Source organism: Taibaiella koreensis (assembly GCF_003545715.1).
Lineage (GTDB): Bacteria > Bacteroidota > Bacteroidia > Chitinophagales > Chitinophagaceae > Taibaiella > Taibaiella koreensis.
In genome coordinates, this window is record NZ_QVNU01000001.1 from 526,938 (window position 1) to 550,528 (window position 23,591).

Sequence of the window (23,591 nt, forward strand, 5' to 3'; positions counted from 1 at the left end):
AAGTACCCGGCCCTATCTGTGCTGTGTATCAATCAGAACTGCGTGTAATTTTTTGGCGCCAGGTTAAGCCGTATGCCGGCCGTGAGGAACAGGCTGCTTTGTTCAGGCAATAAATTATTTTCCACCTTGTACCGGCGGTAAGTGCCGCCAATGTCGATATACAGACGGGGCCTGAACTCATAGGAGGCGTTCAGCGAAAAGAGCATACAATCGGCCTGCGGGCCATTGATCAGCTTTACCCCGTAATTGGCTGGGCGGGTGTTGTAATCCAGGAAAATATTGCTGCCATTATTGCTGCCGTTGGTATCGATACCCTGGCGATAATACATGGCCCTGGCGTTGATCGACAGGCGTGGCAGGGGTTGATAATACACATTGCCGATCAGCTCGGCAAATCCGGCGCCCAGCGGATGAGCCAATGGCTCATTATAATTTGTAGCATTAGCGATGCTATTGCCGGAGAGACTGGCATAATGCTGGTACGTATAGGGCCGCACAATATTTACTTCGCCCTGCAGGTCCAGGTTACTGATGGTAAAGGCGTCAAAATACTTGGCGCCGGCTTGGATACCCCATTTGTTGGCCCAGTAACCATTGCCTGAAAAGAGCTCTTTGGTGGTAAATTCGTTGATCAGCAGTTGGGAATAGAGGCTCAGGTGCTTCAGCACAATGGCCTTCACATTAAAGCCCAGCGCCACTTTGTCGGGGCTGCCCATGCCTCTTTCTATTGCCCGGTAGAAAATAATAGGATTAAGATAGCCGAATTCGAAATGATCGCTGCGGGTGAAGGTAACGGTTTCGAATAAGCCGATATTGAGCCAGCGGGTCACATTCAGGCTCAGGTAGTGGGCGGTCGCGTATTTGTGGCCTGTCGTAGCCGGTTCCCCGGTCAGCGATTGTGGCTTTAGCATCAGGTACAGGTTCTGATAGTTAAGCTTCCAGATGCGGGTGTTGATGCGGGCGAAGGCTGCACCTTCCGAAAAGTCGGATAGGAAAAGGGAACGCAGGCCATCGCCTATAAAGTGCTTGTCGTAGCCCAGGCTAAGGCTCACATGATCCCGTATAAGCGGAACGTTGACATAGCCCCTGATCTGCAGGTATTGATAACCGTTGCCCGATCGGGTAAAATGCCCTGCGCCGGGAATAGCACCCCATTTCTCAATCCAGTCGCGTACATAGGTCGGTGGCTCGTCGTAGTTGTTGGTGATGTAAAAGTAAAAACCAACCCAATCTTTGATGCGGCCGCGCAACTCCACGCCTTGCGTGCTGCTGTACACAAACTTTCTTGGTTTATCCCTGTCAAAGCCGGCCTGAAAGCTCAATACAGGATTGGCAACCAGGAAAAAACCGTCCCGGTTCACGTTAATAAAATCGGGCTGCTTCCGGTATATCGTATTCCAGAGGCTGTACCGGGAGTCGGCAGCACCGTCGCCGTTAGGGCCGTCCCATTCTCCGCTGATGGATAAGGCGCGATTGATATTGTAAACATCTATGGCGCTGGCCGACCCGTCGTAGCTGGCCGGTTTTTCTTCCTTCAGAAAGCCTACGGCATCCTTCCGCGATACCGGTTGCGTGCTCAGGAAAAGCTCGTCAGACAGTGCGCCGGATCGCGTTTCCAGCCGTTCCAGCAGGTGATACTCGTCGCTTCCGCCCGGTAGGAAGGTTTCTTGCGCCGTTGCCGTTGCCCAGAGGCACAACGATAATCCCAGGCTTAGTAAACGTTTGTCCATGTAGCCGAAAGCTTTTGGTAAGGATCGCAAATTACAAAACGAAGCGGAAAATGATGGCTTGTATGCCGGCTTAGCCTTTGATCTTCTCTGCCAGCCACAGGAATTCCCTGCAAAAATCTTCAACGTTTTTATGGAACTCCGGCGCCAGCAGCTGCGACTGCTCATCGAATTTTTTGTCGGCCTGTGGTACGAGCAGCATAAAAGGAGATAAAATGCCGAATAATGCCGGCACCAGCTGTAGCAATTGCTGGGCTGCCCTCATGCCGCCCATTGCCCCGTCGGAAGAGGTAATGATCCCGAAGGGTTTTCGCGCCTGTTTGGGGAAATGATCAAACAGGTTTTTCATCGCCGGTGAATAACCGCCGTTGTATTCGGGGGAAGAAATAATAAAGGCATCGGCTGCAAACATCCGCTCAGCAAGGGGGCGGAATTCTTCGGGCGCTTTGTCGGCCGAAGTCCATACCTTTTCGATAAAGGGCAGCGTCTGGCTATTCATTTCGATTAATCCCACCTGGTGGCTGGAAATCGATTGCAGATGACGGTGAACATACCGGGCGACCCTTGCATTGAGGCTGGGATGGCGCGGACTACCCGCGATGATCTCAATATTCATGAATATAAATTTAGATAGGAATAACGGGTGCAAGTATAAGCGAATATTTTTTGTCCCCCGGGTTTTGTTATAGATAAATTAATCTCATCATTTGTAAGGGGAAAATAGAATACCTTCGCGCCGTTTAAGCCGCAGGACCGGTTTTACCTATTGAAAATAATTATTTCAAGCATAAGATATGAACATTATTATACCTATGGCCGGAATGGGCAAACGTATGCGCCCTCACACCCTCACTACGGCCAAACCGCTTATTCCCATTGCCGGAAAACCTGTAGTACAGCGTTTAGTAGAAGATATTATTGCTACTGCCAATGAAAATGTGGAGGAGATCGCCTTCATTATCGCACCGCATTTTGGTAAAGCTGTGGAAGAAATGCTGGTAAAAGTGGCCGAAAGCCTGGGTGCGAAGGGTAGGATCTGCTACCAGGAACAGGCACTGGGTACGGCACATGCGATCTTATGCGCAGCCGACAGTCTTAAAGGCAATGTATTTATTGCTTTTGCCGATACCCTGTTCAAGGCCGACTTTAAGATCGATACCGGGAAAGATGCAATCATCTGGACCCAGAAAGTAGCCGACCCCTCTGCTTTTGGAGTGGTAAAGCTGGCTGAGGACGGAAGGATTACCGAATTTGTGGAAAAGCCTGTCGAGTTCGTCTCTGATCTGGCGATCATTGGTGTATATTATTTCAAAGACGGTGAAAATCTGCGTAAGGAAATGCAATACCTTATCGATAATAGCGTTACTGAAAAAGGAGAATACCAGCTGACCACTGCGATGGAGAATATGAAGAACAAAGGCCTCGCCTTTTACAGTGACCAGGTAGAGGAATGGCTCGATTGTGGTAATAAGGACGCAACGGTATATACCAATCAGCGTATCCTCGAAATTAAGAAAGATAAGGAGCAGCTGGTAGCTACCTCTGCCATCCTGGAAAATGCAACGATCATAGCGCCCTGTTTCATCGGGGAAGGCGTTACGGTGCGCAATGCCGTAGTGGGCCCGCACGTATCGCTGGAAGCTGGTGTTGCCATTGAAAACGCTTTGATTAGCAACAGTATTATCCAGGAGCAAGCAACTGTTAAAAATGCCTGCATTACCAACTCTATGCTGGGAAAAAACGTAACTTACAGTAGCAAGGCCGACGAGCTCAGCCTCGGCGACTTTTCTGTGGTTTTATGAACGATCTGATGTTGTATCCTAATTTTGTTTCAGCTAAGCCTGGCAGATTCTCACGATCCGCCAGGTTTTTTATTTTGACACTTGGCTGGGCGATATTGGCTGTATCCTGCAGCTCCCCGCGCAAGGCAGCGCAATCGGCTGCGCAAAGTAGGAGCGGCCTCGCTGCAATCCCTACGGTGATCCATGTTTCGCAGGATTCGGCGGATCAGCTATTTATGGATGCCGTAAAAGCCAAAATGCTGGACAACCGGGAAGAGGCTTTCCGTAAGTATTCGCTGTTTGCTGCAGCGCAGCCTGCCAATGCAACGGCACATTACGAGTTGTCCCGGCTGTGGTTTGAACGGAACAACGTTGCCAGGGCATTGACCGAAGCACGAATAGCCTTGCAAGGCGATTCGACCAATAAATGGATACTGAAACAATATGCCGATCTGCTCACTTTTGATGAGCAATATGTGGCAGCCGCCCGTATTTATGACAAGATAGCCGCCCGCGACCGTGCGCCCGAAGAATACCTGATGCGGGAATCAATGTTGTACCAAAAGGCTAAACATTATGAGGAGGCGCTTGGTACCCTGGACAAGCTGGCCCGCTATATAGGCGCCGATGACGAAAGCCTGCTGCAACAGCGCCAGCAGATCTACCTGAACATGAACAATGTGGAAGGCGCAGCCGCAGAAGGCCGGAAGCTGATCGCCTTTTATCCTGCTGAACCGCACTACCGGCTATTGCTGGCAGAACTTTACGACAATAACAATATGCCTGAAAAGGCAGCAGCTGCCTACCGGGAAGCGGAAGAAAAATTTCCGGATGACGTCTCTGTACAGTTGGCCATGGTCCAATATTACCTTAGAAAAAAGGATATGCCACACATGGAAGCTTATCTGGGAAAGGCCGTGATGAACCAGAGTGTGAGTACTGAAGATCGTATCGGTTTGCTGGCCCCCTTCATTCAGTATCGCGGCGCCGACTCAGCCTCCCGTAAGATCGTATTCGATCTGACGCGAAAGCTGGCGCAGCAGGAGCCCCTGCAGCCACAGGCGATATCTCTTTACGGCGATGTGCTGGTGACGGATGGGCAATTTGAAGAAGCACTGAAGCAATACAAAAAGGTAATCAGTATCGACTCGCTCAATTACACGTCCTGGCAGCAGGTAATGTATCTTCATTCCATGAAGCAGCAGAACGATTCGCTAATTGCGCTCAGCGAACGTGCCGCACGCATTTTTCCGAAAGAGCCCATGGTCTTTTACCTGGGTGGCATAGGATACATGCAGGAAAAGAAAAACGATATGGCGATCCGCTTTTTTAAAAAAGCGGTTGAGCAAACAAAAAATAATGATGATTTGTTATCCGATGTGTTGCTCTCGCTGGGAGATATATACAATACGGAAGGGCACTTCAAATCGTCGGATAGCTGTTACAGGGCGGCATTGAAGTTGCAGCCCAACAACGCCATGGCGCTGAACAATTTCAGCTATTACTTATCGGTAAGAGGTGAAAATCTGGATGAAGCGGAGAAAATGTCGGCAAAATCATTGAAATTGCGTCCTGAAGAATCTACCTTTCTGGATACCTACGGTTGGATACTCTACCGGCAGGGTAAGTATAAGGAAGCCAAACCCTATATTCAGCGTGCGATAGACCTCAATAAAGATAATGCGGATCCTACCCTGTGGGAGCACCTGGGCGATGTGGAGTACAAATTAGGTAATACGGAAGGCGCTCTCGAATATTGGAATACTGCCTTATCCAAAGGAGAGCGCTCGGAAAGCCTGCAAAAAAAGATAAACGAAAAAAAACTGCATGACTAAATTACAGAAAAGATATCCCTTCCAATTGTTACGTACGCATGTGCGAACGATTGCGCTGGCTGCTGCCGTCTTGTTGCTGCTGGGTACACAGGCTTGTAACACCACTAAGAAAACGACCACCACCGAACCGGTCAAGCCGGTGAGCCAGGAACGTAAGGCAGAGGAATACCTGGCCCAAACCATTGCCTGGAATACCTTCAGCGGTAAAGCCGATATGCATTTTGAGAGCAAAGATCAAAACCAGGATGTTACCGGTAACCTGCGGATGAATAAAAGCAAAGATATCTGGGCTTCTATTATAGCACTGGGTATTGCAGAGGTGGCGCGGGCTTCGATTACCCCCGATAGCCTGAGGGCCATTGTCAAAATAGGTAAAAAAGCCTATGCACTCTCCTATAAGGAGGGACTTGAGCTGATACAGGCCCAGGTGGAATTTCCGGTATTGCAAAACCTCTTAATCGGGAACCCCCTGATCAACGATATGCCCGTGAAAAAGGCAGAGACGAAGGATAGCCTGATGTTGATCACTGTGGCTAAAGATGATTTTACAGAGTTGCTGCAATACAATAAACGCACCGGCACCTTGCAGGAACTACAGCTAAGCTCGGAGCAGCGCGGCTTTACCTGCACCATCCGTTACGAAAAGTACGGACCGATAACCGGTCAGCAGCCCTTTGCCTTTAATCGTTATATTACTATCAATAACAAGGGACAAGAGGTCAAGCTGGATATGGAATTCAGCAAAGCGGAGCTCGATGTGCCGGTAGAAACCAGCTTTTCGATCCCGGCTTCCTATGAACGCAAAAGCATTCCCAAAAAATAGGTATTATCTTACGTATAGTAATCCGGCAGCGTTAAGTTTGCCGGATTTTTTTTGCCTATGGAGCGTTGGGATAATTGCGGTTTCCTATTCCCGCTGCAGTGCCGCGACGCAGCGGGATAAACATTTTTCGTTGATTTAAGGGACATATGAAAATGGCAGCCAATCAGGCCGCCACTTTTACTTTTAAAGAAACAGAATCAATCTTAACGTTACATTTCGGCGCAGTTGCGGCAGGTAAGGTCTTCCGTTAACCATGATTCACAGGTATGGCCGATACAGCTTAAAGCGCCGCCGGGATTACTGACGGCCACTTCGCAGCCTGAATCAGACGCGCCACCTTTTACGATAGCCGCTTCCTTGCTGGCCAGACGGACAATGGTGGTTTTTTGCAAAGAAAGCCTTTCGAGCCGGAGTGATTTCTTTTTCATAAGCATATCATATTAAAGGGTTGGGACAAAGGTAATGGTGTCTTGCCGGCAGACCAATCCCCGGAACCGGGTAATTTGGTTATATTGGGTTCCTGCTTTTTAAAGATGTCTATGAGAATTTTTACCAGTGTTTTGTTATGCTTGCTCTGCTGCCTGTCCTGCAGGCAAGGGAGGCAAGGAGAAGACCACCGGGCGATCGCGCTGCAGCCTCTTAATGGTTACGCTCCTGAGAAAATAGTTTATATAAAGCATACATTGGAACAGTTTTACCACCGGCGTGTCGTTGTGCTGCCCGACAAGGCCCTGCCCTCATCTTTTATTGACTATACTAAGGGCAAGCGTTACAATGCCAACCGGATACTGGAATGGCTGGCCGATGCGTGGTCCGATACTACCTTATGCGCAGTAGGACTTACGGACGAGGATATCTTTACCACGAAGCGGGATGCACGCGGACAGGTCAGGCAGCCCGTAAATAAAGGCACTAATATACAAGTTTACACAAAGTAAATGATATTGGTTTGGATACAGGCGGCGGCATAAAAATATTTATGGACACTAATTAGTGTCCATTTTTTCATTTTAAACAAATCCCTTATGACGTTTTTTAAAGCCTTAATTCACAAACTAAAATTCATGTTTAAAACATCAAAAACAAACTCTGATAACATTTCCATTAAGGGAAATCAAAACACTTTTTATATGTACAATAATGGTAAAATTCCACCTCCTGATTGGTGGATAGTAATTTGCATTATAGGATGGATCTTAGTCCTATTTGAATTGCTATGTATCGTGCACCTAATGTCAAACTTGCACCTAATATAGCTGCAATAATCAATTTGAGAAAATCAATCCACCACCAATTACGCTTCTGCCAAAGTTCTGCTTGTTCAGTTTTAAAGCGATTATCCAGATACTTGATTAATTTTTCGTAACTTTTTAATTGTTTTAGTTTTCTAGCCTCGTGGTTTGGAACTATAATATAAGAAGGATTTCCTACTTGGACTAGACCTACATCAAATAATAGGGAAGCTATATCTCTGTATGTCGATTCTTCTCGTGCATATGAGTCTGTGTCAACATCTTTAAATCCATATTCTATTTGAAATGCTTTTCCCTTTTCATACAGGTCATTAACTTGTCCAATGTCTAAAAACGGAATCAACGCATTTAATATTGGAATTATCTTATGGTCATAAAGAACCGGATCTTTTTCTCTTTTTAAGAGGTTAAATAGTTTCATAGTAAAAAGTGTTTGGTACTACAAAATACAAATTTCACAATACCAAACAAAACCAGCTTACCAGATTTTAGGAATGAAGACTATTGCTAGTCCAAGGAATGAGTAGAATACAAACTCGGGTAGATCAAAAGAATTAAAAATACCATTAAATCCAGTATGAGAAGCATAACTATAACTAGGATCAATACCAACAAAAGTTACACCTTCTACATAAGTAGTAAAGTTGGTAAAGGGCCAGAAATCCCCTTGGTTTTGTCCACTTGTCCAAATATTGCCTCCTCTGGTATAGTGGCCTTTTAAATCAGCAAGGTTAACAAAAAAGGCAAATGAACAAACTCCTATCCAAACAATAAGAAATCTCTTTTCTGATACTTTTAGTGCTTTAGAACGTGGTAATGGAGATTCTGTTTTAGGAGGCTCGGATTGAGGATCATCAAAAGATTTGATAACTTTTAAATGAATTATATAAGCAATTATCAAAACCGCTATCACTAAGACAATACCTATCATATCTGTCCAGTTAAAGTGTTCTTCAATTCATCTTTGATCTGTTTGATTTGTGCCATGAAAGCATCATCTTCAAACCTGTTGCGTTCCACAAATTCTTCAAGGTCGAATTTACGTACATCACCAGCACTAAACTCTACAAAACCTGATGAAGAAGCAAACCCCTCTTCGGGGGAGCCTTTTGTCCTGCCTCTTTTTTGATGAACGGTTACAAATTCCATTACTTTAAAATTAGTCAGCTTATAGGTGTAACTATTTTCGCTAACTGCAATTTTGAAGTTGTAGGTAACTACAAATCTACTTTTATTTCTATATTCAAAATTGAAAAAGCCATTTCCAGTATAGACCCCATCCACTGGATCAGAATAGGTGATGGGCTTGTAGACAATTTTTAACTTGACATTGGACTTGTCCTTACATCTAATATTCTCTATTCTATCAAAATTTTGAGAGAGTATAAATTGTTCAGCTCTCTTATATAACCGTTCCTTAGAGACTTCTACAGATACAGTCTTGGTAAAGGTAATTTTCCCTGTTTTTGGATCAGTGGGATAATCTGTTTCTTGAGCAAATGAAAATAATGAGCACATCAATAGTGCTAAGGTGATTAGGGGTTTGAGCATAGGTTGTGGTAATTTGGAGAAATAAAATAGCGCAGCCGAATCTCTCTTGCTCTCCTGGCTTACCACAGCCAACTCAATACAAAAGGAACAGCTACGCCATACAGCGTATCACATCCATATTAATCTGTATTGAGGTCTGCGCTTTAAGGTGGTAATTTGGAGAGCAGATGTCAGGGTGTAATACTTATCTTAAGTTATCTTATAGGCAGAAGGATTTGACACAAAAATAACGAAAATGGTGAAAAAATATTAAGACGTACTTTACACTTTGTGTAATTAAATGCTTAACTTTGTCTTACAAATCCAAAGCTATGTTCTCTGTCAAACCATTCAAATCGCTTACGCAATTACTTGCTGCTTTTCCCACTGAACAAAGTGTTATAGACCATTTGGAGTTTATTAGGTGGAATGGAAATGTTGTTTCTCCTTTTGATCCTACTTCCAAAGTTTACAAATGTAAAGGCAATAAGTATCGCTGTTTGAATACTAAGAAATACTTTACGGTCCGTACAAAATCCATCTATGAAAACTCCAAAATACCATTACAAACATGGTTAATGGCAATTTATTTGTTCACCACATCGAAACGCGGAATCAGTTCTTATGCTATGGCTGATCAACTCGGTATCACTCAAAAATCCGCTTGGTTTTTATTAAGCAGGCTCAGATATGCAATGAATCATCCTGCCTTTATGGAGCAACTTTCAGGAGAAGTAGAATCTGACGAATCATTTTTTGGTGGGAAGAATAAGAATCGTCATCATGATAAGAAAGTGGAAAAGTCACAGGGTAGAAGCTTTAAAGACAAAACACCCATACTCGGTCTTGTAGAACGTTCTGAATATACCATTGTAGAAAGGCCAAATAAAGTTGATCCTAGTAAGAAAGTGAAAGAGAAGAACTATCACAAGATAAGTAGAGTAAAATGTCAAGTTGTTGAGAATACAGGTATTGCCGCAATACAGCCTCATATCCTAAAAATAGTGGAACCAGGGGCAGCTTTATTCACTGACGAATGGCAAGGTTACAATGGAATGGATGCCTACTATGATCATGAGATTACAGACCATTCTAAGGGGCAATATGTAAATGGTGATGCCAGCACAAACAGGTGTGAAAACTTTTGGTCACATATGAAAAGATCAATTATTGGAGTGTACTACAAGACTAGTAGGAAACACTTACAGAAGTATGCGGATGAAATGTCCTTCCGATTTAACTTCAGAATGAATTCCATTTCAGAAAAACTTGATCTATTTTTACAATCCGCTAGTACAAAAAGATTGAGTTATAAAATGCTGGTTAATGGATGTGAATGAAACATACAAGAAATTACTGGAAGAACTGTATAGACTAACCAACAAAGAGTTTAGTCAATCAGATAGGCACATGATTTTCCAAAGGTATATCTATGATAGAATACCTGATGAAGAAATGAGTAAAGCCCTTAAAGGAAAGATGAAACAGCTAATCACTGTCTCGTTACCTGATGGGCTACAGATAGAACCAATTTTAAAACAAACTTTGAAAATACTAGCGTTAATGGAAGTATCTGATAACTGGCAAGAGTTCGAGAACCTAGCAAACAAAAAGAAAAAGCCTGATAAGCCCAAAGAGCTAACAGACTTCGATAAAATCCTCAAAGGAATATTCCAAGTCCCTAAACCTAAAGAAGAGCCACCCGAATAAGGTGGCTTTATTGTTTCAACTCAAATTTTAAATTATGAACACTTTCTCAGAAAAAAACTATCATAAAGTAGAAGAAATACAGAAGTCACTTATAGGGCTAACTTTTCAACAAGCATTGACTTTATTGAAAGAGGTGGAGAAAACTCTTTATCTAACTACTTTAATCCAAGATGATTCTCTATCTCAGAATATTGGGTCTTAATAGAAAACTCATCTCCATTCATATCTTCGATCTCAATAAAATTAGCCATAATGGTTAGTTTTTGGTGAAGTAACAAAATACAAAATCAACTGACAAATCAAAAATCTTTGTGTAAACTTGTATATTAGTGCCTAAATAAATATGCCGTATGGGGCATTTTCGGTCTTGGACTTTGCCCGGGTAAAGCCTGCGTGGTAGCTGACCACAGGTTGACGACAAATGATGAACAGCGTTTCCGGCATCGTATCCGAACGGTAGTGCTGCATGAAATAGGACACAACCTGGGCTTGCCGCATTGCAGCAGCCAGGGCTGTATTATGTCGGACGCCAACGAAAAGATCGCGACGGTCGATCGCAGCGGAGATAACTATTGCAAGGCCTGTATCCGGAAGGCAGATCTTTGATCAGGAAAGGGTAAGCGTAGCGCATACAATACCGGTGGCGACAGCAACATTCAGCGATTCGGCGCCGCCTTTGCCCGGGATCAGCACACGATGGCTGGCGGCTTCAAGCAGCAGGGACGACAATCCTTTGGATTCATTGCCCATAGCGATCACGCCACCCGTAGCCGGCGCCGTCTGCCGTATGTCAATGCCGTCGAGGGCCGTAGCATAGAGGGGTAGTGTATTGGTTGCCAGGAAAGCTTCGGGCGACATTTCGGCGAGTGGTATGCGTAGCAGGCTACCCATCGAGGCCTGTACAACCTTAGGATTGTACCATTCCACGCAATCGGGCGAGCAAATGACCTGGGAAAGGCCAAACCAGTCGGCAATGCGGATTATAGTGCCCATATTGCCCGGATCCTGTATTTTGTCCAGGTAGAGGTACCATCCTTCTTTTTGTCCCGTATAAGGTACCGCTGCAGGTTGCTTGACTGCGATCACCACTTCCTGGGCGTGTTGCAGACTAGTGACCTTCTCCAGTTCGAAATCCTCCGCCCTCATTATTTCGGCTCCCGGATGTCTTTGTATCAGCGAAATATGCGCATCGAGCCAGGGCCCTGTAGCTGCTATACCCAGTATCTGTTGCGACGAGTCTAGCCATTCCACCGCATTTTTATCGCCTTCTACCAGGTAGGCATTGTGCTCTTTTCTGTATTTTTGCCGGCCTAAAGATTGAAGAAATTTGATCTGGGCTTTGGTCATTTGCAAAATTTAAACAGGCAAAACTAACCATTCCTGACCTCATTTTTATAAATTGCCGATTCAGCACCCGCACTTAAGCAGCTGCTCATGAAATTATTCCACGCCTTTTTTCTTCTTGCGGCTATAGCGCTGTTACCGGCTTGTTCCTCCACCAAATACCTTAAGGATGATCAATATCTCCTGAGGAACGTGAACATCAAGCTCAGTACAGATCGTACCTTTTCTGAAAAGGGGGCGTTGAGCGACCAGCTATACAGCCTTATGCCGCAACGGCCCAATTCCTATCTTTTCGGCATATTTCCTGTAAAGCTATGGTTATACAACATACGATATAAAAAATACCAACAGGACACCGCCAACTTTCAGCTGACTTCCAAAGTAGTGGAAAAACCATCTTTACTGGATACGGCGATGATCCTGAGGGCCCGTAAGAACATGAAGGATTTCCTGCGCAATTCAGGATATTTCTACGCCAGTGTAAGCGATACGGTCAAGATCAAAGGTAAAAAAGCCTATATTACTTATAAGGTGGCCACCGGCAGCGAATACCTGATTGATGAGGTGACTTACGATATTGCCGACGAAGGGATCGCAAAGCTGATCCCGAAGCTCAATGAGGGTAGCCTGCTGAACAAGAATAAAGCCTATTCCAATACCCTGACAGGGGCCGAGCGTAACCGGCTTACTAACGTGATCCGCAATTATGGCTACTACCGTTTCAGCGCCGATAATATCGATTTCGAGCTGGACACCCTGGATAAATCCTACTTCCGCAACCTGGAAAATCCGTTTGAAAGCGCGATTAATTTTATCACGCTTAAAAAGCAAAAGAAAAAGCCCACACTCAATGTAAAAGTGATCGTACATCCCACCGATGACAGTCTGGAGTTCAAGCCCTTTACGTTTAAGAACGTGATCGTGATCCCCGATTATGTGGATACCAACGACCTGCGCAATACCGCGCTTACCGAAAAAGAAGTGAACGGGCTTACGTTCCGCTACCGGGAGCGCTACGTGCGTACCGGCATCCTGGATAAGAAGATCTTTATACGGCCTGGCAATCTTTACTCGCAGGCCGACTACAACCAAACCCTGCGCCAGCTCAACGATCTGGGCATATTCCAGTATGTCCGTATGTTCATCTTTGCCAACCGGCAGGACAGCCTCAACCGCACGTTGAGCTGCTATATCCTGATGAATAAGAATAAAAAGTACGATTTCGGTACCAATGTGGAAGTTTCGGGCGGCGATTTGTACGCCATTGGTACGGCGGCTAATGTTTCGGTAACCGACAAGAATTTTCTCAAGGGCGCCAACGAGCTGACGACCACCGTATCGTACGGGATCGAGCTGGGGCAGAACAAGAACCTCGATGTGCCTTATCCCAAACAGTTCTATCTGTTCTCGCAAAACATCGGGATCAATTTCAGGCTTACGTTCCCTAAATTTATCCTGCCCGTCAATCAGAACAAATTCAGCCAGAGCTCCGTGCCGCGAACAGTATTGACCGCGGGTATCAACTCCCTGGACCGTTACCAGTATTTCAACCTGGTAAGCGTCAACGCCAGCTATGGCTATATCTGGAAGGAGAGTGCTATTAAGACCTGGACAGTGAAGCCCATTTTTGTCAATACGCTGCACCTGCGCAATATCTCCGATACCTTCCAGACACGTATCGACAATATCCCCGCTATCCGTAACAGTTACCAGGAGACTTTTGTAGAAGGGGAAAGTGTCGAATATGTAATCAACACCGAAGGGCAGCATCGCTGGCGCTATGCATATCTGAAGCTGGGCGGCGAAGAGGCTGGCGCACTGTTAAGTGGCATCAAAGGTATCGGCGATGCAATAGGTAGCCCTTTCAGCTTCACTCACGCCCGTTATTTCCGGTTGGATTTCGACGCCAGGCAGTACCTGCTGCGGCGCAATTCGTCCCTGGCCATGCGCTTTTACGGCGGCATTGGTATTCCCTATGGCGGATCGACCATTTTACCTTATATCAAGCAGTACTTCGTGGGCGGTGCCTACAGTATCAGGGGCTGGCGCCCCAGGGTACTGGGCCCGGGTAGCTACTACGATTCTGTGCGTCAGAATTCTTCCGACAATCTCTTTATCGACCAGGCGGGCGACATCAAGCTGGAGTTCAATGCCGAATACCGTTTTGCGATGATCAAGCTTTTTTCCGGTGCGATCAGTCTCAATGGCGCGGTGTTTACCGATATGGGCAATATATGGCTGGCCCGGAAGGACGATAAGCTTCCCGGCGCCAACTTTGAGTTTAAGAACCTGTACCAGGATATCGCCGTAAGCTCCGGCGCTGGCGTGCGCCTCGACCTGGGTGGTTTCCTTGTCGTCCGTTTCGACTGGGCCATACCCCTAAAGAAGCCTTACATCAACAGCAATTCGGGTTGGGTATTGAAAGATATCGACCTGGGCGATCCCGACTGGCGGCAAAAGAACGTGAACCTCAATATTGCCATCGGTTATCCTTTTTAGTGACGTAACCTGCTTGTATACGTAAAAAGCCATCCGCTCGGGATGGCTTTTGTTTCTCATGAGGATAGGTCGCATATGCTGCACCATTGACAGTCATAGGATGCACTTACTGCCGGTAAAGATGCGTGGCATTCCGTTACCGGGCAAGGTCAAATGTGTGGTTAGGCCATTTTAGCCTGCAGTTTGGTCATTTGATTTCATAACTGTGTCTGGTGTGGAGGCGACGTTAAAAAAAAGGCCGGCTCTGCAGAGAGCCGGCCGTATTGGTCAGGATACTATCCGGGGTGCTTAACCCTGATGCGATAATACCAGTTTGGCTTCATTGTTGATTACCTCCAGCGCTACTTCTACCGGCAGATCATTCTCATTCGATACGATAAAGTCGATCATTTTCTGGTGGAGCTCCTTTGCGGAGCCATCGGGCGGCAGCATTCCGGCTACCTGGTTGATCATCGCCATCTCCTGCTCTTTTACGCTTTGCACCGTTTTCCACACCTGGCCCGACACATAGATCTGCTGGCTCAGGTTGTGCTCGTATTCCATACGGATAGCCTGCAGCAGCTCGGTTTGCAGGTCACGCACCGTCATGCCCGTTACATATACACGGGGGATCAGTACCCTGGGATGGATGCGCTCCATATACAGCGCGAGGCGCTCATAGGCCTGGAGGCGCAGTCGTAGCGTAGTGTCCATGCCTTCGCGGAAAATAGACATGCGCTTGCGTTCGGTCTCGTTGACCAGGAATCTTTTTACGATAAGAGAAGCGGTGATCAGCACTACAATGGCAGGAATGGTATACTTCAGTATTTCCAGGATGGTCTGTAAAGTGGTCATGTTGTTATTTAGGATACAGGGACAAATATACAATTTCGGCCGTTTATTTGTCTCCGGAGCCTGCTGGTTTGGAACGCGGTAGCAATTTAAACCCGGATAGCATTCTCCTTGGGGTGGGGATGCAAAGCCGCGCTAGTACTCATTATAAACCCGCAGCGAGATAGCAACGGGGCCTGCCTTTTATTTCAGGTTTTTATCCAGGTAACTTTTTAAGTCGGCAACATAGCCGTCATAAAAGCCTTCGATTGTTTTTTTGTTGGCCGGGTTTACTACTTTACCATTGGTGTCAAAAACGCTTTCAGGATAGGCCAGGGCTTCTTTTCGGGAATCGGGTTGGACAAATTTGTATTCATTGAATGGGGTCTCGTTTTCGCTGACAACAACCCCATCTCTGCTGATCAAAAAACGTGCGGTACCATACAAGGAAGAATATATCTGGTTAAAAATGCCGATATAAAGCTTCAACTGGCCATTGTCGGGTTCCACATCGACTCTGGTGCTGGATACAAGATTGACAATGCATTTGCTGGTGTCGCCAATGGTAGCAAAATTGCCATACTCGATGCGTTCGTCGCGATCCGATAATTTCACGATCCACAATGAGGGCCGTGCCTTTATGTAATTAAATACGGCCGATCTCAATTGCTCTTTTGTTTTTCCCTGGTAGCTGAGCACTACATAGCCCTGGCCGTTTGCGGGCATTACATATCCATTGTACGTTTTCGATCCGTTGCTCTTTTTGCTTACTACTTCAAAATATTTTCCCTGTGCGAAGGCAGGGCATATGCCCAGGATAAAAAGAACGATCAATATTGATGTTGGCGAAGATTTCATACGTTGCGTTGGGTAAGGGCTATTTATAATGTTCATCTACCTTAGTTATAAGTCCGTTCCTGTTGGTATATACTGTGGTTTCCCGCACATAGACCTTTGTCCACCGGGTATCTTTTGCATTTTTCTGGTCGGTTATTACCGTTTGTCCGAAACCATTGATTGCCGTTTCGATATAGCCCGGCGTATAGCTGCCTCCGGAATAAACAGAGACATTTTCATACACGGCTACCTGCCCGCCATCACCATCGGCAAACGACCGCGTTGGCGCTCCCCATTTTTTATACAATTCAGAGAGTTGTGCCCCTTCCCAGGAATGCTTCCACGCATTATCGTCGTATTTCCATCTTTGACTTTTCGCAAATTCTTTATCGTCTTTTATACGTGCTTCCAAAGCTTCCTTCATTTTTTTATCCTGCGCAAAGGCACTTTTTGCCGGGAAAAATAAAATGAGAAGGAATAGCACACAGATTATTTCAATCCTCTTCATGGAAATAATTTGTCGTAAAGGTAAATTTTTTAATATGCTCTGTTTGTAACTGGAAACAGGTATTTTTTATCATTGCATGAGTACACAGTCCTACCCATAGCTTAGGTATTGTGCGATATGATACGTGAACAGGTATACCTGTCTTGAAAAGCAGGTGCATCAACGAGGAGTGGCGATACATTTTTAGTTGCCAGGCTATTTCTTTTTTCCTATCCTTATTCTTTTGGCATAGTCCATAAAAGGCTTCTCTACGCCTATATAAAAAAGGAAGCAGATCAATACCAGGATGGGTGTGATGCAGCATATAGTGATGCAGAATTGCGTGGGGGAAAGGGCTGCGGCTGCTTCCAGGCCAAAAATATAGTACAACACAAGGAATAGGATGATCCCGTGGATGAGGTATGTGCTATAGCTTATGTCGCCCAGGAATCTCAGGGCCCGGCTCTTCAGAATGCCAAATACATTATTGCCCAATGCGATCAAATTGAATATCACGATGATCAGAAGCTTGCAAACAGGATTGGCCGAAGTTTCAAAAAAAGGTACGGACAGCAGGCAGGCGATAATGATAATGCTGAAAAGCGGCGATTTATAGTTTACTTTCCGGGAACCATATTTGATAAGAAATGGCGCAATGGCTCCTCCCGCAAAGGATACCAGATGATGCCACAAAAAATGTTTGAATGTGAAGAAAACGGCCAGGAACAGAATACTGCCCACAATGTAAAATAACGACGTGCTTTTCCTGGATATAAAAAGGGCCAGAACCGGCAGACTGAAATAGAAGAGCCATTCGTACGGGAGCGACCATACAACACCCGCATTGATAATATGGGTATAAGTGGATTGGTTGATAAGCGGCCCGCCTGCGATCGTAAACGTGCCCCATAAAAATGCTTCCGAAAAGAAACGCCTTACCGTTTCTTTCAATTGCCAGTCGCTTAGTTGCATTACGATAAGCACCAGGATAAGTATCGAAACGAGATACATGGGTGTCAGCCTGAAGATTCTTGAGATGAAAAGCGTATGCCAGTTGATCTTTTGTTCCCGTGCCTGCAATAGCTTGGTGACAAATAAAAATGCGGTGATCATAAAAAAGAACGCTACGCTCGTCTCACCAAGGTGCATGTAAAAATTGGATGGAACTGACTCCCAGCTTTTAAGACGCACGTATTGGTACCATATCGAGGAGTGATGTATAAAAACACCCAGGGCCAGAAAACCTCTCAATCCATCAATGTTTTCGTTCCTTGATGGGTAACTATCGGTGATGGTATACTTTAAGTTGATGAAATAGGCCGTTGCCAAAGCAATCAAAAATATGCCGATGGCAAAAAGAGGACTTAAAGGGTTCATCGCTGTGCTGGCTTCTTTTTTCGTAAGTATCGATGGCAATGCATGGCCGGACAATTGCACTAGCCAGGCACTTTTGCAGCGGCATTCGTTGTATAAGGGGGTAAATCTAATTTGAAATCTTTAAAAGGCCTAAAAATATACGCAATATGCCTGCCGGTCCGAACGCCAAATCTCTTTCTCGCGGAGTGCCGCAACCAGCCGGTCGGCAAGACGCTAACGGTCTGCACGGCGAAATGGTTTCCACAACCCATAGCATGCTAGTTAGAACGCCATAGCGGTCTGCACGGTGAAGGGCCTGGTTTGCTGTAGTCGTCTTTAAGGAAAACTTCGCCAGGGCCAGGGTCCCGGTCGTAGCGGCTGGCGAAAAGATAAGAGTGCCCAGCAGCTCTTTCGCTTGCAATAGCGATCCTTATCCGGTAATGCTGAGCAGCCTGAACTGGCGGGGCGTAATGCCTTCCATTTTCTTAAACAGGCGCTGGAAATAATTGGGATCCATGAAGCCCAGGTGATAGCCCACATCACTGATGCTCATCTCCTGTCCGGCAAGCAATTGTTTGGCGCGGCGTACCCGCTCATGCAGGATATATTCCACCGGGCTGATGCCAAACTCACGCTTGAACAGGCGGTGCAGGCTTACCTTGCTCATACAGGCCATGCGGCACAGCTGTTCGATGCTGATCTTCTCGGCAATATGCTCTTTGATATAAGCGGCGATATGCGCGAGCACACCCAACGCCGGAGCTGTTTTCTCTTTGTCGCTGGCTTGTAAATTTTGCTGCTGTACAATGCGGATGACCAGCTCCTGCAGGGCGAGATCGGCCAGTACGTCCTTGTGCCGGTTGTCGTTGGAACAAATATGGATCATCTTGTGGATATGCGCCGCCAGGGCCGCATCGTTGCGGAAATGATAATCCTGGTAACCCAGCTGCCAGTAATGCTCGCTGCCTTCTTTGGGATAGCGCTCATTAAGTACCTGCAGGGTATGGTCGATCTTGGCGGCATCGATGGCCAGCGCAATACATTGGGTAGGGTTGTCGCTTTCCGCCTCAGGAAAGTCGATACGCATCGTCTCCTTGGCCGGCACGATCACCGTCTCACCCGGCAAATAGTCGAAGCCCGGTTGGTCAAAAAGATGCATTATTTTCTTGCCCCTTAGCATGCTGGTCACCACCAGGTCGTTGAAGGTAAGCGGTACCCGGGCCGAATGCTCATAAGTCTCGAAGATGTTGAGCTCGCAATGCTCCAGTGTGTAGGCCCTGCGGTTTTCCACCAAGGTCTTCAGGTCTTTTTCCCGGGTAAGGGCCACGGGCTGGGAGGCGAATCGGCCATTCATAAGCTGGCTGGGTTTTTGAAGTTGGGCAAAGACGGCAAGGGCCTACTAAGTTACGCAGATCCGGCGATAAAACGGCAGGTGCCAAAATTGAAACGATTGTGCTGGTAAAAGAAACGATAGTGCTGCCCATTGCAAAAACGAATAGCTTACTTCGTAGAACATTATTTATTGATTCACCTAAAAAATCAAAATCATGTCTACCGCAACCGAAAGCCCGGAAGCAATAAGCGCTTCCGCCAATCTTGCACAAAAGCCGCAGTTCAAAGCCCGCTACGACCACTATATCGGAGGCCAATTTGTTCCTCCCGCCAAAGGTGAATATTTTGATAATATTTCTCCCATCGACGGCAAAGTGTTTACACAAGCTGCCCGTGGTACGGCCGAAGATGTTAATGCTGCACTGGATGCCGCACACGCCGCATTCCCGGCCTGGAGCAAGACGCCGGCCACACAGCGCAGCAACCTGATGATGAAGATCGCGCAGGTGATCGAAGACAACCTGGAATACCTGGCTATAGTAGAAGCTATCGATAATGGAAAAGCGATCCGTGAAACCCGTGCGGCCGATCTGCCCCTTTGCGTCGATCACTTCCGGTATTTTGCCGGCGTTATCAGGGCCGAGGAAGGCGCTATAGCCGAGCATGACGAAAACACCGTGAGCATCGTGCTGCACGAGCCCCTGGGTGTAGTAGGGCAGATCATCCCCTGGAATTTTCCTCTGCTGATGGCCACCTGGAAAATAGCACCCGCGCTGGCCGCCGGCTGCTGTGTGGTGGTAAAGCCTGCCGAGCAAACGCCCACCTCCATTATGGTGCTGCTAGAATTGATCGGCGATATACTGCCGCCTGGTGTGCTGAATGTGGTAACGGGCTTTGGCCCCGAAGCAGGTAAGCCGCTGGCCACCTCGCCGCGTATTGCTAAGGTCGCTTTTACCGGTGAAACCACTACCGGCCGCCTGATCCTGCAATACGCATCGGAAAACATTATTCCTGCTACTATGGAGCTGGGCGGTAAATCGCCCAATATCTTCTTCCCCTCGGTGGCCGATGCCGACGATGCGTTTTTTGATAAAGCCGTGGAAGGTGCGGTGTTGTTTGCGCTTAATCAGGGCGAAGTGTGTACCTGTCCTTCGCGACTGCTGGTGCACGAAAGTATCTACGATAAATTTATGGATCGTGTGATCGCCCGTACCAAGGCCATCAAGACCGGCAACCCGCTCGACGGTACGGTAATGATGGGCGCGCAGGCCAGCAGCGACCAGTATGAAAAGATAAAGTCGTACCTGCAGATCGGTAAAGAAGAAGGCGCTGAAGTACTTGCCGGCGGTGAAGTAAATCAGCTGGAAGGTGAGCTTGGAGGCGGCTACTATATCCAGCCCACCATATTCAAGGGACATAATAAAATGCGTGTGTTCCAGGAGGAGATATTTGGGCCTGTGGTTTGCGTTACAACATTTAAGACAACAGAAGAAGCGATCGACATTGCCAACGATACCTTGTATGGCCTGGGCGCCGGTGTATGGACCCGCGATGCGCATGAATTGTACCAGGTACCGCGTGCCATTAAAGCGGGCAGGGTATGGGTCAATAATTACCACGCTTACCCGGCACATGCACCGTTCGGCGGCTACAAGAAATCCGGCTTCGGGCGCGAAAACCATAAGATGATGCTGGAACATTATCGCCAGACCAAGAACATGCTGATATCATATAGCAAGCAGAAGCTGGGTTTCTTTTAAATAAAATTTCACCTGGTTTATTCATCAAAAAAAATGCATGCCCATGATAGCCCGGGTATTGATCACGCCGGAAGCGTTTGATGTAGTAGAAGACCTGAAGGAAAAGCACGGTCCGCTGATGTTCCACCAGAGCGGTGGCTGCTGCGACGGTTCCTCTCCCATGTGTTTTGAAAAAGGCGAGTTCAGGACGGGAAGCAGCGATGTATGCCTGGGCACGGTTGCCGGCTGTGATTTCTGGATGAGCAAAGACCAGTTTGAATACTGGAAGCATACCCAGCTTACCGTAGATGTGACGCCAGGCCGCGGCGCCAGTTTCTCCCTGGAAATACCACTGGGATTGCGGTTCCTTATCCGGTCAAAAGTATTTACCGACGAAGAAGAAGTACAGTTGGAACCGCTGCGCTATAGCGAGTAGTAGAAGAAGCCGGGCTTGTCCCGGTTTTTTTATGTCTGCTACCTGCCGTTGAGAAATATATCGAGATAACAGATTGCCCCGTAGGGGCAACATGTCTGTAGAAGCTAAACGAAAGGAACATCGGGAACGTTATCCATTGCTCCATAGGAGCAACATGTCTGTAGCAAAAGAATGTTTGTCTCCACATTGCCCCGTAGGGGCAACGTGTTTGTAGCAAAAAAAATGTTTGTAAAAAAAACAGCAAACAATGGGTTACCATTTTTGTGGAATCTGTATTAATCTATATCTAACAACAAAGACGCTACACAAGCATCGTATCGCTATTGAGAATATCCGGAGTTCCAATAGGGGATAACGCTGCACCATTTCATCAAGAAAACATATAACCATGAAACGTTCTTTTTTTGCAATAGCAATATTGCCCTGGCTTCTTTTTGCCTGTGGCAACCGGAATACGATCGCAGACCGCACGCTTGACGCGTCGCGGGAGATGACGCTCAGCGAACCTGTGCCTGCAGTGGAGGAACCTGAGCCGAATACGGAAGGTTACGCTGCTATACAGGAAAACAGTTTTGTAACCGCCCTTCATCAGCCTTTGTCTACTTTTTCGGTTGATGTTGATAAGGCATCTTACAGCAATATGCGCCGCTTCCTGAACAATGGCCGTCTACCCCCGGCAGGAGCCGTTCGTATAGAAGAGATGATCAATTACTTTGACTATGACTATAAAAAGCCCGAAGATGGCAAGCCTTTTAGTGTTGTAACCGAAGTAGCCGGCTGCCCTTGGAATGAAAGCCACAAGCTTGTCCATATTGGCCTTAAGGGCAGGGAGATCGAACAAACAGGGCTGCCACCTTCGAATCTCGTTTTCCTCGTCGATGTATCCGGCTCTATGGAGGCTGAAGATAAACTGCCGCTGCTCAAGCGATCGTTGCTGCTGCTCGTCGATAAGTTAAGCGATGAGGACAGGGTATCGATTGTTGCCTATGCCGGGAATGCGGGACTTGTGCTGCCTTCTACCAGCGGGGCAGAAAAAAGCACGATACGGGAGGCGATAGAAAACCTGGAAGCAGGAGGCTCGACCGCCGGTGGAGCGGGCATCGTGCTGGCCTATAAAGAAGCCCGGAAGCATTTCATGCAGCAAGGGAACAATCGTATTATTATCGCTACCGATGGCGATTTTAATGTAGGCCTCAGTAGTGAAGATGAGCTGGTGCGGCTGGTAGAAAAGGAAAGAGAAAGCGGTGTGTTCTTATCGGTGCTTGGGTTGGGAACGGGTAACTACCAGGATAGTAAAATGCAACAGTTGGCCGACAAAGGCAATGGCAATCACTATTATATCGACGGTATCGCTGAAGCTAGAAAAGTGCTGGTAAAGGAATTTTCCGGCACCTTATTTACTATAGCAAAAGATGTGAAAATACAAGTGGAATTTAATCCGGCGAAAGTGCAGGCATACCGGTTGATCGGATATGAGAACAGGATGCTGAATAAAGAAGATTTTAACGACGATAAAAAGGACGCTGGTGAGATTGGAAGCGGGCATACCGTCACGGCATTGTATGAAATCATACCTGCAGGCGTAACCGACGATCTCGTTAAGTCTGTAGATGAGCTGAAATACCAGGATGAACCCGGTGAAACTAAAGCCACCGATCATAGCGGTGAATTGCTGACCATTAAATTGCGGTATAAGGCGCCGCAGTCAGATGTAAGCGAGAAGATCATTGTACCTGTTATGGATGGTAATGAAAGCTGGAAAAGCACATCGGATAATTTCAGGTTTTCGGCAGCGGTTGCAGAATTTGGGCTGTTGCTCCGCAATTCGGAATATAAGCAAAAGGCAAGCTACACGCAAGTGCTTGCGATCGCAAAAGGAGCTACAGGGGACGACGAAAATGGGTATCGAAGCGAATTTGGTACACTGGTGACCAAAGCAAGCGACCTGGCAAAGGCAGATAAGGAGTAAGGCACGGCGGCCCTCGTCACAAAAAAACGAGGGCCGCTGTAGTGCACAATAAAAAAGGCAATATTTATGTTGTTGTCCTTACCTCCGGTCGTGGAAAGCTATGGCTACATCCATGTTGTTTAC

23 protein-coding genes are annotated in these 23,591 nt (G+C 46.6%); 11 read left to right on the forward strand and 12 right to left on the reverse strand.

The features are described 5' to 3' along the window. Positions 1–32: 32 nt before the first annotated feature. Both DZK30_RS02285 and DZK30_RS02290 read right to left on the reverse strand, forming a co-directional pair. Positions 33–1,730, reverse strand: a complete 1,698-nt coding sequence (locus tag DZK30_RS02285; protein ID WP_118972460.1) for a hypothetical protein — start codon at positions 1,728–1,730, stop codon at positions 33–35. Positions 1,731–1,800: 70 nt separating this feature from the next. Beyond that, positions 1,801–2,343, reverse strand: a complete 543-nt coding sequence (locus DZK30_RS02290; RefSeq protein ID WP_118972461.1) for an NADPH-dependent FMN reductase — start codon at positions 2,341–2,343, stop codon at positions 1,801–1,803. A gap of 178 nt (positions 2,344–2,521) precedes the next feature. Between DZK30_RS02290 and DZK30_RS02295 the strand changes: the two genes are divergently transcribed. The 3 genes from DZK30_RS02295 (at position 2,522) to DZK30_RS02305 (ending at position 6,166) form a co-directional block, all read left to right on the forward strand. Then, positions 2,522–3,529, forward strand: a complete 1,008-nt coding sequence (locus DZK30_RS02295; RefSeq protein ID WP_118972462.1) for a sugar phosphate nucleotidyltransferase — start codon at positions 2,522–2,524, stop codon at positions 3,527–3,529. Between the two features lie 176 nt (positions 3,530–3,705). Next, complete coding sequence (locus DZK30_RS02300; protein ID WP_162902766.1) at positions 3,706–5,343, forward strand: tetratricopeptide repeat protein; 1,638 nt, start codon at positions 3,706–3,708, stop codon at positions 5,341–5,343. Then, positions 5,336–6,166 (forward strand): DUF4292 domain-containing protein, encoded by an 831-nt coding sequence (locus DZK30_RS02305; protein ID WP_118972464.1) that lies wholly within the window; start codon positions 5,336–5,338, stop codon positions 6,164–6,166. Before DZK30_RS02300 ends, DZK30_RS02305 begins: the two co-directional genes overlap by 8 nt. Positions 6,167–6,375: 209 nt before the next feature. Here DZK30_RS02305 and DZK30_RS02310 read toward each other — a convergent pair whose 3' ends face one another. Next, on the reverse strand, positions 6,376–6,594 hold the full coding sequence (locus DZK30_RS02310; RefSeq protein ID WP_162902767.1) for a class I lanthipeptide: 219 nt from the start codon (positions 6,592–6,594) through the stop codon (positions 6,376–6,378). A 255-nt stretch (positions 6,595–6,849) separates the two neighbouring features. Here DZK30_RS02310 and DZK30_RS02315 point away from each other — a divergent pair, with 255 nt between their 5' ends. Further along, positions 6,850–7,104, forward strand: a complete 255-nt coding sequence (locus DZK30_RS02315; RefSeq protein ID WP_162902768.1) for a hypothetical protein — start codon at positions 6,850–6,852, stop codon at positions 7,102–7,104. Positions 7,105–7,348: 244 nt separating this feature from the next. Here DZK30_RS02315 and DZK30_RS02320 read toward each other — a convergent pair whose 3' ends face one another. From DZK30_RS02320 to DZK30_RS02330, 3 genes are read right to left on the reverse strand one after another with little or no spacing between them, the layout of a single operon-like run. Next, a complete protein-coding gene (locus DZK30_RS02320; RefSeq protein WP_118972467.1) occupies positions 7,349–7,840 on the reverse strand; it encodes a hypothetical protein in 492 nt (163 codons plus the stop codon). Positions 7,841–7,897: 57 nt separating this feature from the next. Next, complete coding sequence (locus DZK30_RS02325; protein ID WP_118972468.1) at positions 7,898–8,350, reverse strand: hypothetical protein; 453 nt, start codon at positions 8,348–8,350, stop codon at positions 7,898–7,900. Next, positions 8,347–8,970 carry a DUF4468 domain-containing protein gene (locus DZK30_RS02330; RefSeq protein ID WP_162902769.1) on the reverse strand — a complete coding sequence of 208 codons (624 nt, stop codon included), beginning with the start codon at positions 8,968–8,970 and terminating at the stop codon, positions 8,347–8,349. Before DZK30_RS02330 ends, DZK30_RS02325 begins: the two co-directional genes overlap by 4 nt. Before the next feature lie 311 nt (positions 8,971–9,281). On the opposite strand from DZK30_RS02330, the gene DZK30_RS02335 reads away from it, so the two are divergent. The 3 genes from DZK30_RS02335 (at position 9,282) to DZK30_RS02345 (ending at position 11,265) form a co-directional block, all read left to right on the forward strand. Then, complete coding sequence (locus DZK30_RS02335; RefSeq protein ID WP_118972470.1) at positions 9,282–10,289, forward strand: IS1595 family transposase; 1,008 nt, start codon at positions 9,282–9,284, stop codon at positions 10,287–10,289. Then, positions 10,276–10,659 carry a hypothetical protein gene (locus DZK30_RS02340; protein WP_118972471.1) on the forward strand — a complete coding sequence of 128 codons (384 nt, stop codon included), beginning with the start codon at positions 10,276–10,278 and terminating at the stop codon, positions 10,657–10,659. Before DZK30_RS02335 ends, DZK30_RS02340 begins: the two co-directional genes overlap by 14 nt. 357 nt (positions 10,660–11,016) lie before the next feature. Further along, positions 11,017–11,265 (forward strand): matrixin family metalloprotease, encoded by a 249-nt coding sequence (locus DZK30_RS02345; RefSeq protein WP_118972472.1) that lies wholly within the window; start codon positions 11,017–11,019, stop codon positions 11,263–11,265. On the opposite strand, the gene DZK30_RS02350 is transcribed toward DZK30_RS02345, so the two are convergent. Further along, on the reverse strand, positions 11,266–12,006 hold the full coding sequence (locus DZK30_RS02350; protein ID WP_118972473.1) for a TrmH family RNA methyltransferase: 741 nt from the start codon (positions 12,004–12,006) through the stop codon (positions 11,266–11,268). It abuts the gene before it with no gap. Between the two features lie 87 nt (positions 12,007–12,093). Between DZK30_RS02350 and tamL the strand changes: the two genes are divergently transcribed. Continuing rightward, positions 12,094–14,502, forward strand: coding sequence for a translocation and assembly module lipoprotein TamL (gene tamL / locus DZK30_RS02355; protein ID WP_118972474.1), 2,409 nt, complete (start codon positions 12,094–12,096; stop codon positions 14,500–14,502). Between the two features lie 288 nt (positions 14,503–14,790). On the opposite strand, the gene DZK30_RS02360 is transcribed toward tamL, so the two are convergent. From DZK30_RS02360 to DZK30_RS02380, 5 genes are all read right to left on the reverse strand, one after another. After that, positions 14,791–15,336 (reverse strand): DUF7935 family protein, encoded by a 546-nt coding sequence (locus DZK30_RS02360; protein ID WP_118972475.1) that lies wholly within the window; start codon positions 15,334–15,336, stop codon positions 14,791–14,793. 180 nt (positions 15,337–15,516) lie between these two features. Further along, positions 15,517–16,206, reverse strand: a complete 690-nt coding sequence (locus DZK30_RS02365; protein WP_162902771.1) for a hypothetical protein — start codon at positions 16,204–16,206, stop codon at positions 15,517–15,519. Beyond that, positions 16,190–16,573 carry a hypothetical protein gene (locus DZK30_RS02370; RefSeq protein ID WP_162902772.1) on the reverse strand — a complete coding sequence of 128 codons (384 nt, stop codon included), beginning with the start codon at positions 16,571–16,573 and terminating at the stop codon, positions 16,190–16,192. The genes DZK30_RS02365 and DZK30_RS02370 overlap by 17 nt, the downstream gene beginning before the upstream one ends. 279 nt (positions 16,574–16,852) lie before the next feature. Beyond that, a complete protein-coding gene (locus DZK30_RS02375) occupies positions 16,853–18,013 on the reverse strand; it encodes an acyltransferase family protein (RefSeq protein ID WP_118972478.1) in 1,161 nt (386 codons plus the stop codon). Between the two features lie 409 nt (positions 18,014–18,422). After that, entirely contained in the window at positions 18,423–19,346 is a 924-nt protein-coding gene (locus tag DZK30_RS02380; RefSeq protein ID WP_118972479.1) for an AraC family transcriptional regulator, read from the reverse strand. 193 nt (positions 19,347–19,539) lie between these two features. Between DZK30_RS02380 and DZK30_RS02385 the strand changes: the two genes are divergently transcribed. From DZK30_RS02385 to DZK30_RS02395, 3 genes are all read left to right on the forward strand, one after another. Then, positions 19,540–21,084, forward strand: a complete 1,545-nt coding sequence (locus DZK30_RS02385; RefSeq protein ID WP_118972480.1) for an aldehyde dehydrogenase family protein — start codon at positions 19,540–19,542, stop codon at positions 21,082–21,084. Between the two features lie 37 nt (positions 21,085–21,121). Next, positions 21,122–21,499, forward strand: a complete 378-nt coding sequence (locus tag DZK30_RS02390; protein ID WP_240432837.1) for a DUF779 domain-containing protein — start codon at positions 21,122–21,124, stop codon at positions 21,497–21,499. Between the two features lie 388 nt (positions 21,500–21,887). After that, the gene (locus DZK30_RS02395; protein ID WP_118972481.1) at positions 21,888–23,468 is read left to right on the forward strand and encodes a vWA domain-containing protein; all 1,581 of its coding nucleotides are present in this window, start codon (positions 21,888–21,890) and stop codon (positions 23,466–23,468) included. The last annotated feature ends 123 nt before the right edge of the window (positions 23,469–23,591 follow it).

Bases quoted from the DNA above. Each gene is read 5' to 3' on its own strand.
- DZK30_RS02365 (WP_162902771.1), bottom strand. From the start codon at position 16,206: ATGAACATTATAAATAGCCCTTACCCAACGCAACGTATGAAATCTTCG.
- tamL (WP_118972474.1), top strand. From the start codon at position 12,094: ATGAAATTATTCCACGCCTTTTTTCTTCTTGCGGCTATAGCGCTGTTA.
- DZK30_RS02390 (WP_240432837.1), top strand. From the start codon at position 21,122: ATGCCCATGATAGCCCGGGTATTGATCACGCCGGAAGCGTTTGATGTA.
- DZK30_RS02285 (WP_118972460.1), bottom strand. From the start codon at position 1,730: ATGGACAAACGTTTACTAAGCCTGGGATTATCGTTGTGCCTCTGGGCA.
- DZK30_RS02350 (WP_118972473.1), bottom strand. From the start codon at position 12,006: ATGACCAAAGCCCAGATCAAATTTCTTCAATCTTTAGGCCGGCAAAAA.
- DZK30_RS02395 (WP_118972481.1), top strand. From the start codon at position 21,888: ATGAAACGTTCTTTTTTTGCAATAGCAATATTGCCCTGGCTTCTTTTT.
- DZK30_RS02305 (WP_118972464.1), top strand. From the start codon at position 5,336: ATGACTAAATTACAGAAAAGATATCCCTTCCAATTGTTACGTACGCAT.
- DZK30_RS02375 (WP_118972478.1), bottom strand. From the start codon at position 18,013: ATGAACCCTTTAAGTCCTCTTTTTGCCATCGGCATATTTTTGATTGCT.
- DZK30_RS02335 (WP_118972470.1), top strand. From the start codon at position 9,282: ATGTTCTCTGTCAAACCATTCAAATCGCTTACGCAATTACTTGCTGCT.
- DZK30_RS02380 (WP_118972479.1), bottom strand. From the start codon at position 19,346: ATGAATGGCCGATTCGCCTCCCAGCCCGTGGCCCTTACCCGGGAAAAA.
- DZK30_RS02330 (WP_162902769.1), bottom strand. From the start codon at position 8,970: ATGCTCAAACCCCTAATCACCTTAGCACTATTGATGTGCTCATTATTT.
- DZK30_RS02370 (WP_162902772.1), bottom strand. From the start codon at position 16,573: ATGAAGGAAGCTTTGGAAGCACGTATAAAAGACGATAAAGAATTTGCG.
- DZK30_RS02295 (WP_118972462.1), top strand. From the start codon at position 2,522: ATGAACATTATTATACCTATGGCCGGAATGGGCAAACGTATGCGCCCT.
- DZK30_RS02340 (WP_118972471.1), top strand. From the start codon at position 10,276: ATGGATGTGAATGAAACATACAAGAAATTACTGGAAGAACTGTATAGA.
- DZK30_RS02320 (WP_118972467.1), bottom strand. From the start codon at position 7,840: ATGAAACTATTTAACCTCTTAAAAAGAGAAAAAGATCCGGTTCTTTAT.
- DZK30_RS02360 (WP_118972475.1), bottom strand. From the start codon at position 15,336: ATGACCACTTTACAGACCATCCTGGAAATACTGAAGTATACCATTCCT.
- DZK30_RS02385 (WP_118972480.1), top strand. From the start codon at position 19,540: ATGTCTACCGCAACCGAAAGCCCGGAAGCAATAAGCGCTTCCGCCAAT.
- DZK30_RS02310 (WP_162902767.1), bottom strand. From the start codon at position 6,594: ATGAAAAAGAAATCACTCCGGCTCGAAAGGCTTTCTTTGCAAAAAACC.
- DZK30_RS02325 (WP_118972468.1), bottom strand. From the start codon at position 8,350: ATGATAGGTATTGTCTTAGTGATAGCGGTTTTGATAATTGCTTATATA.
- DZK30_RS02290 (WP_118972461.1), bottom strand. From the start codon at position 2,343: ATGAATATTGAGATCATCGCGGGTAGTCCGCGCCATCCCAGCCTCAAT.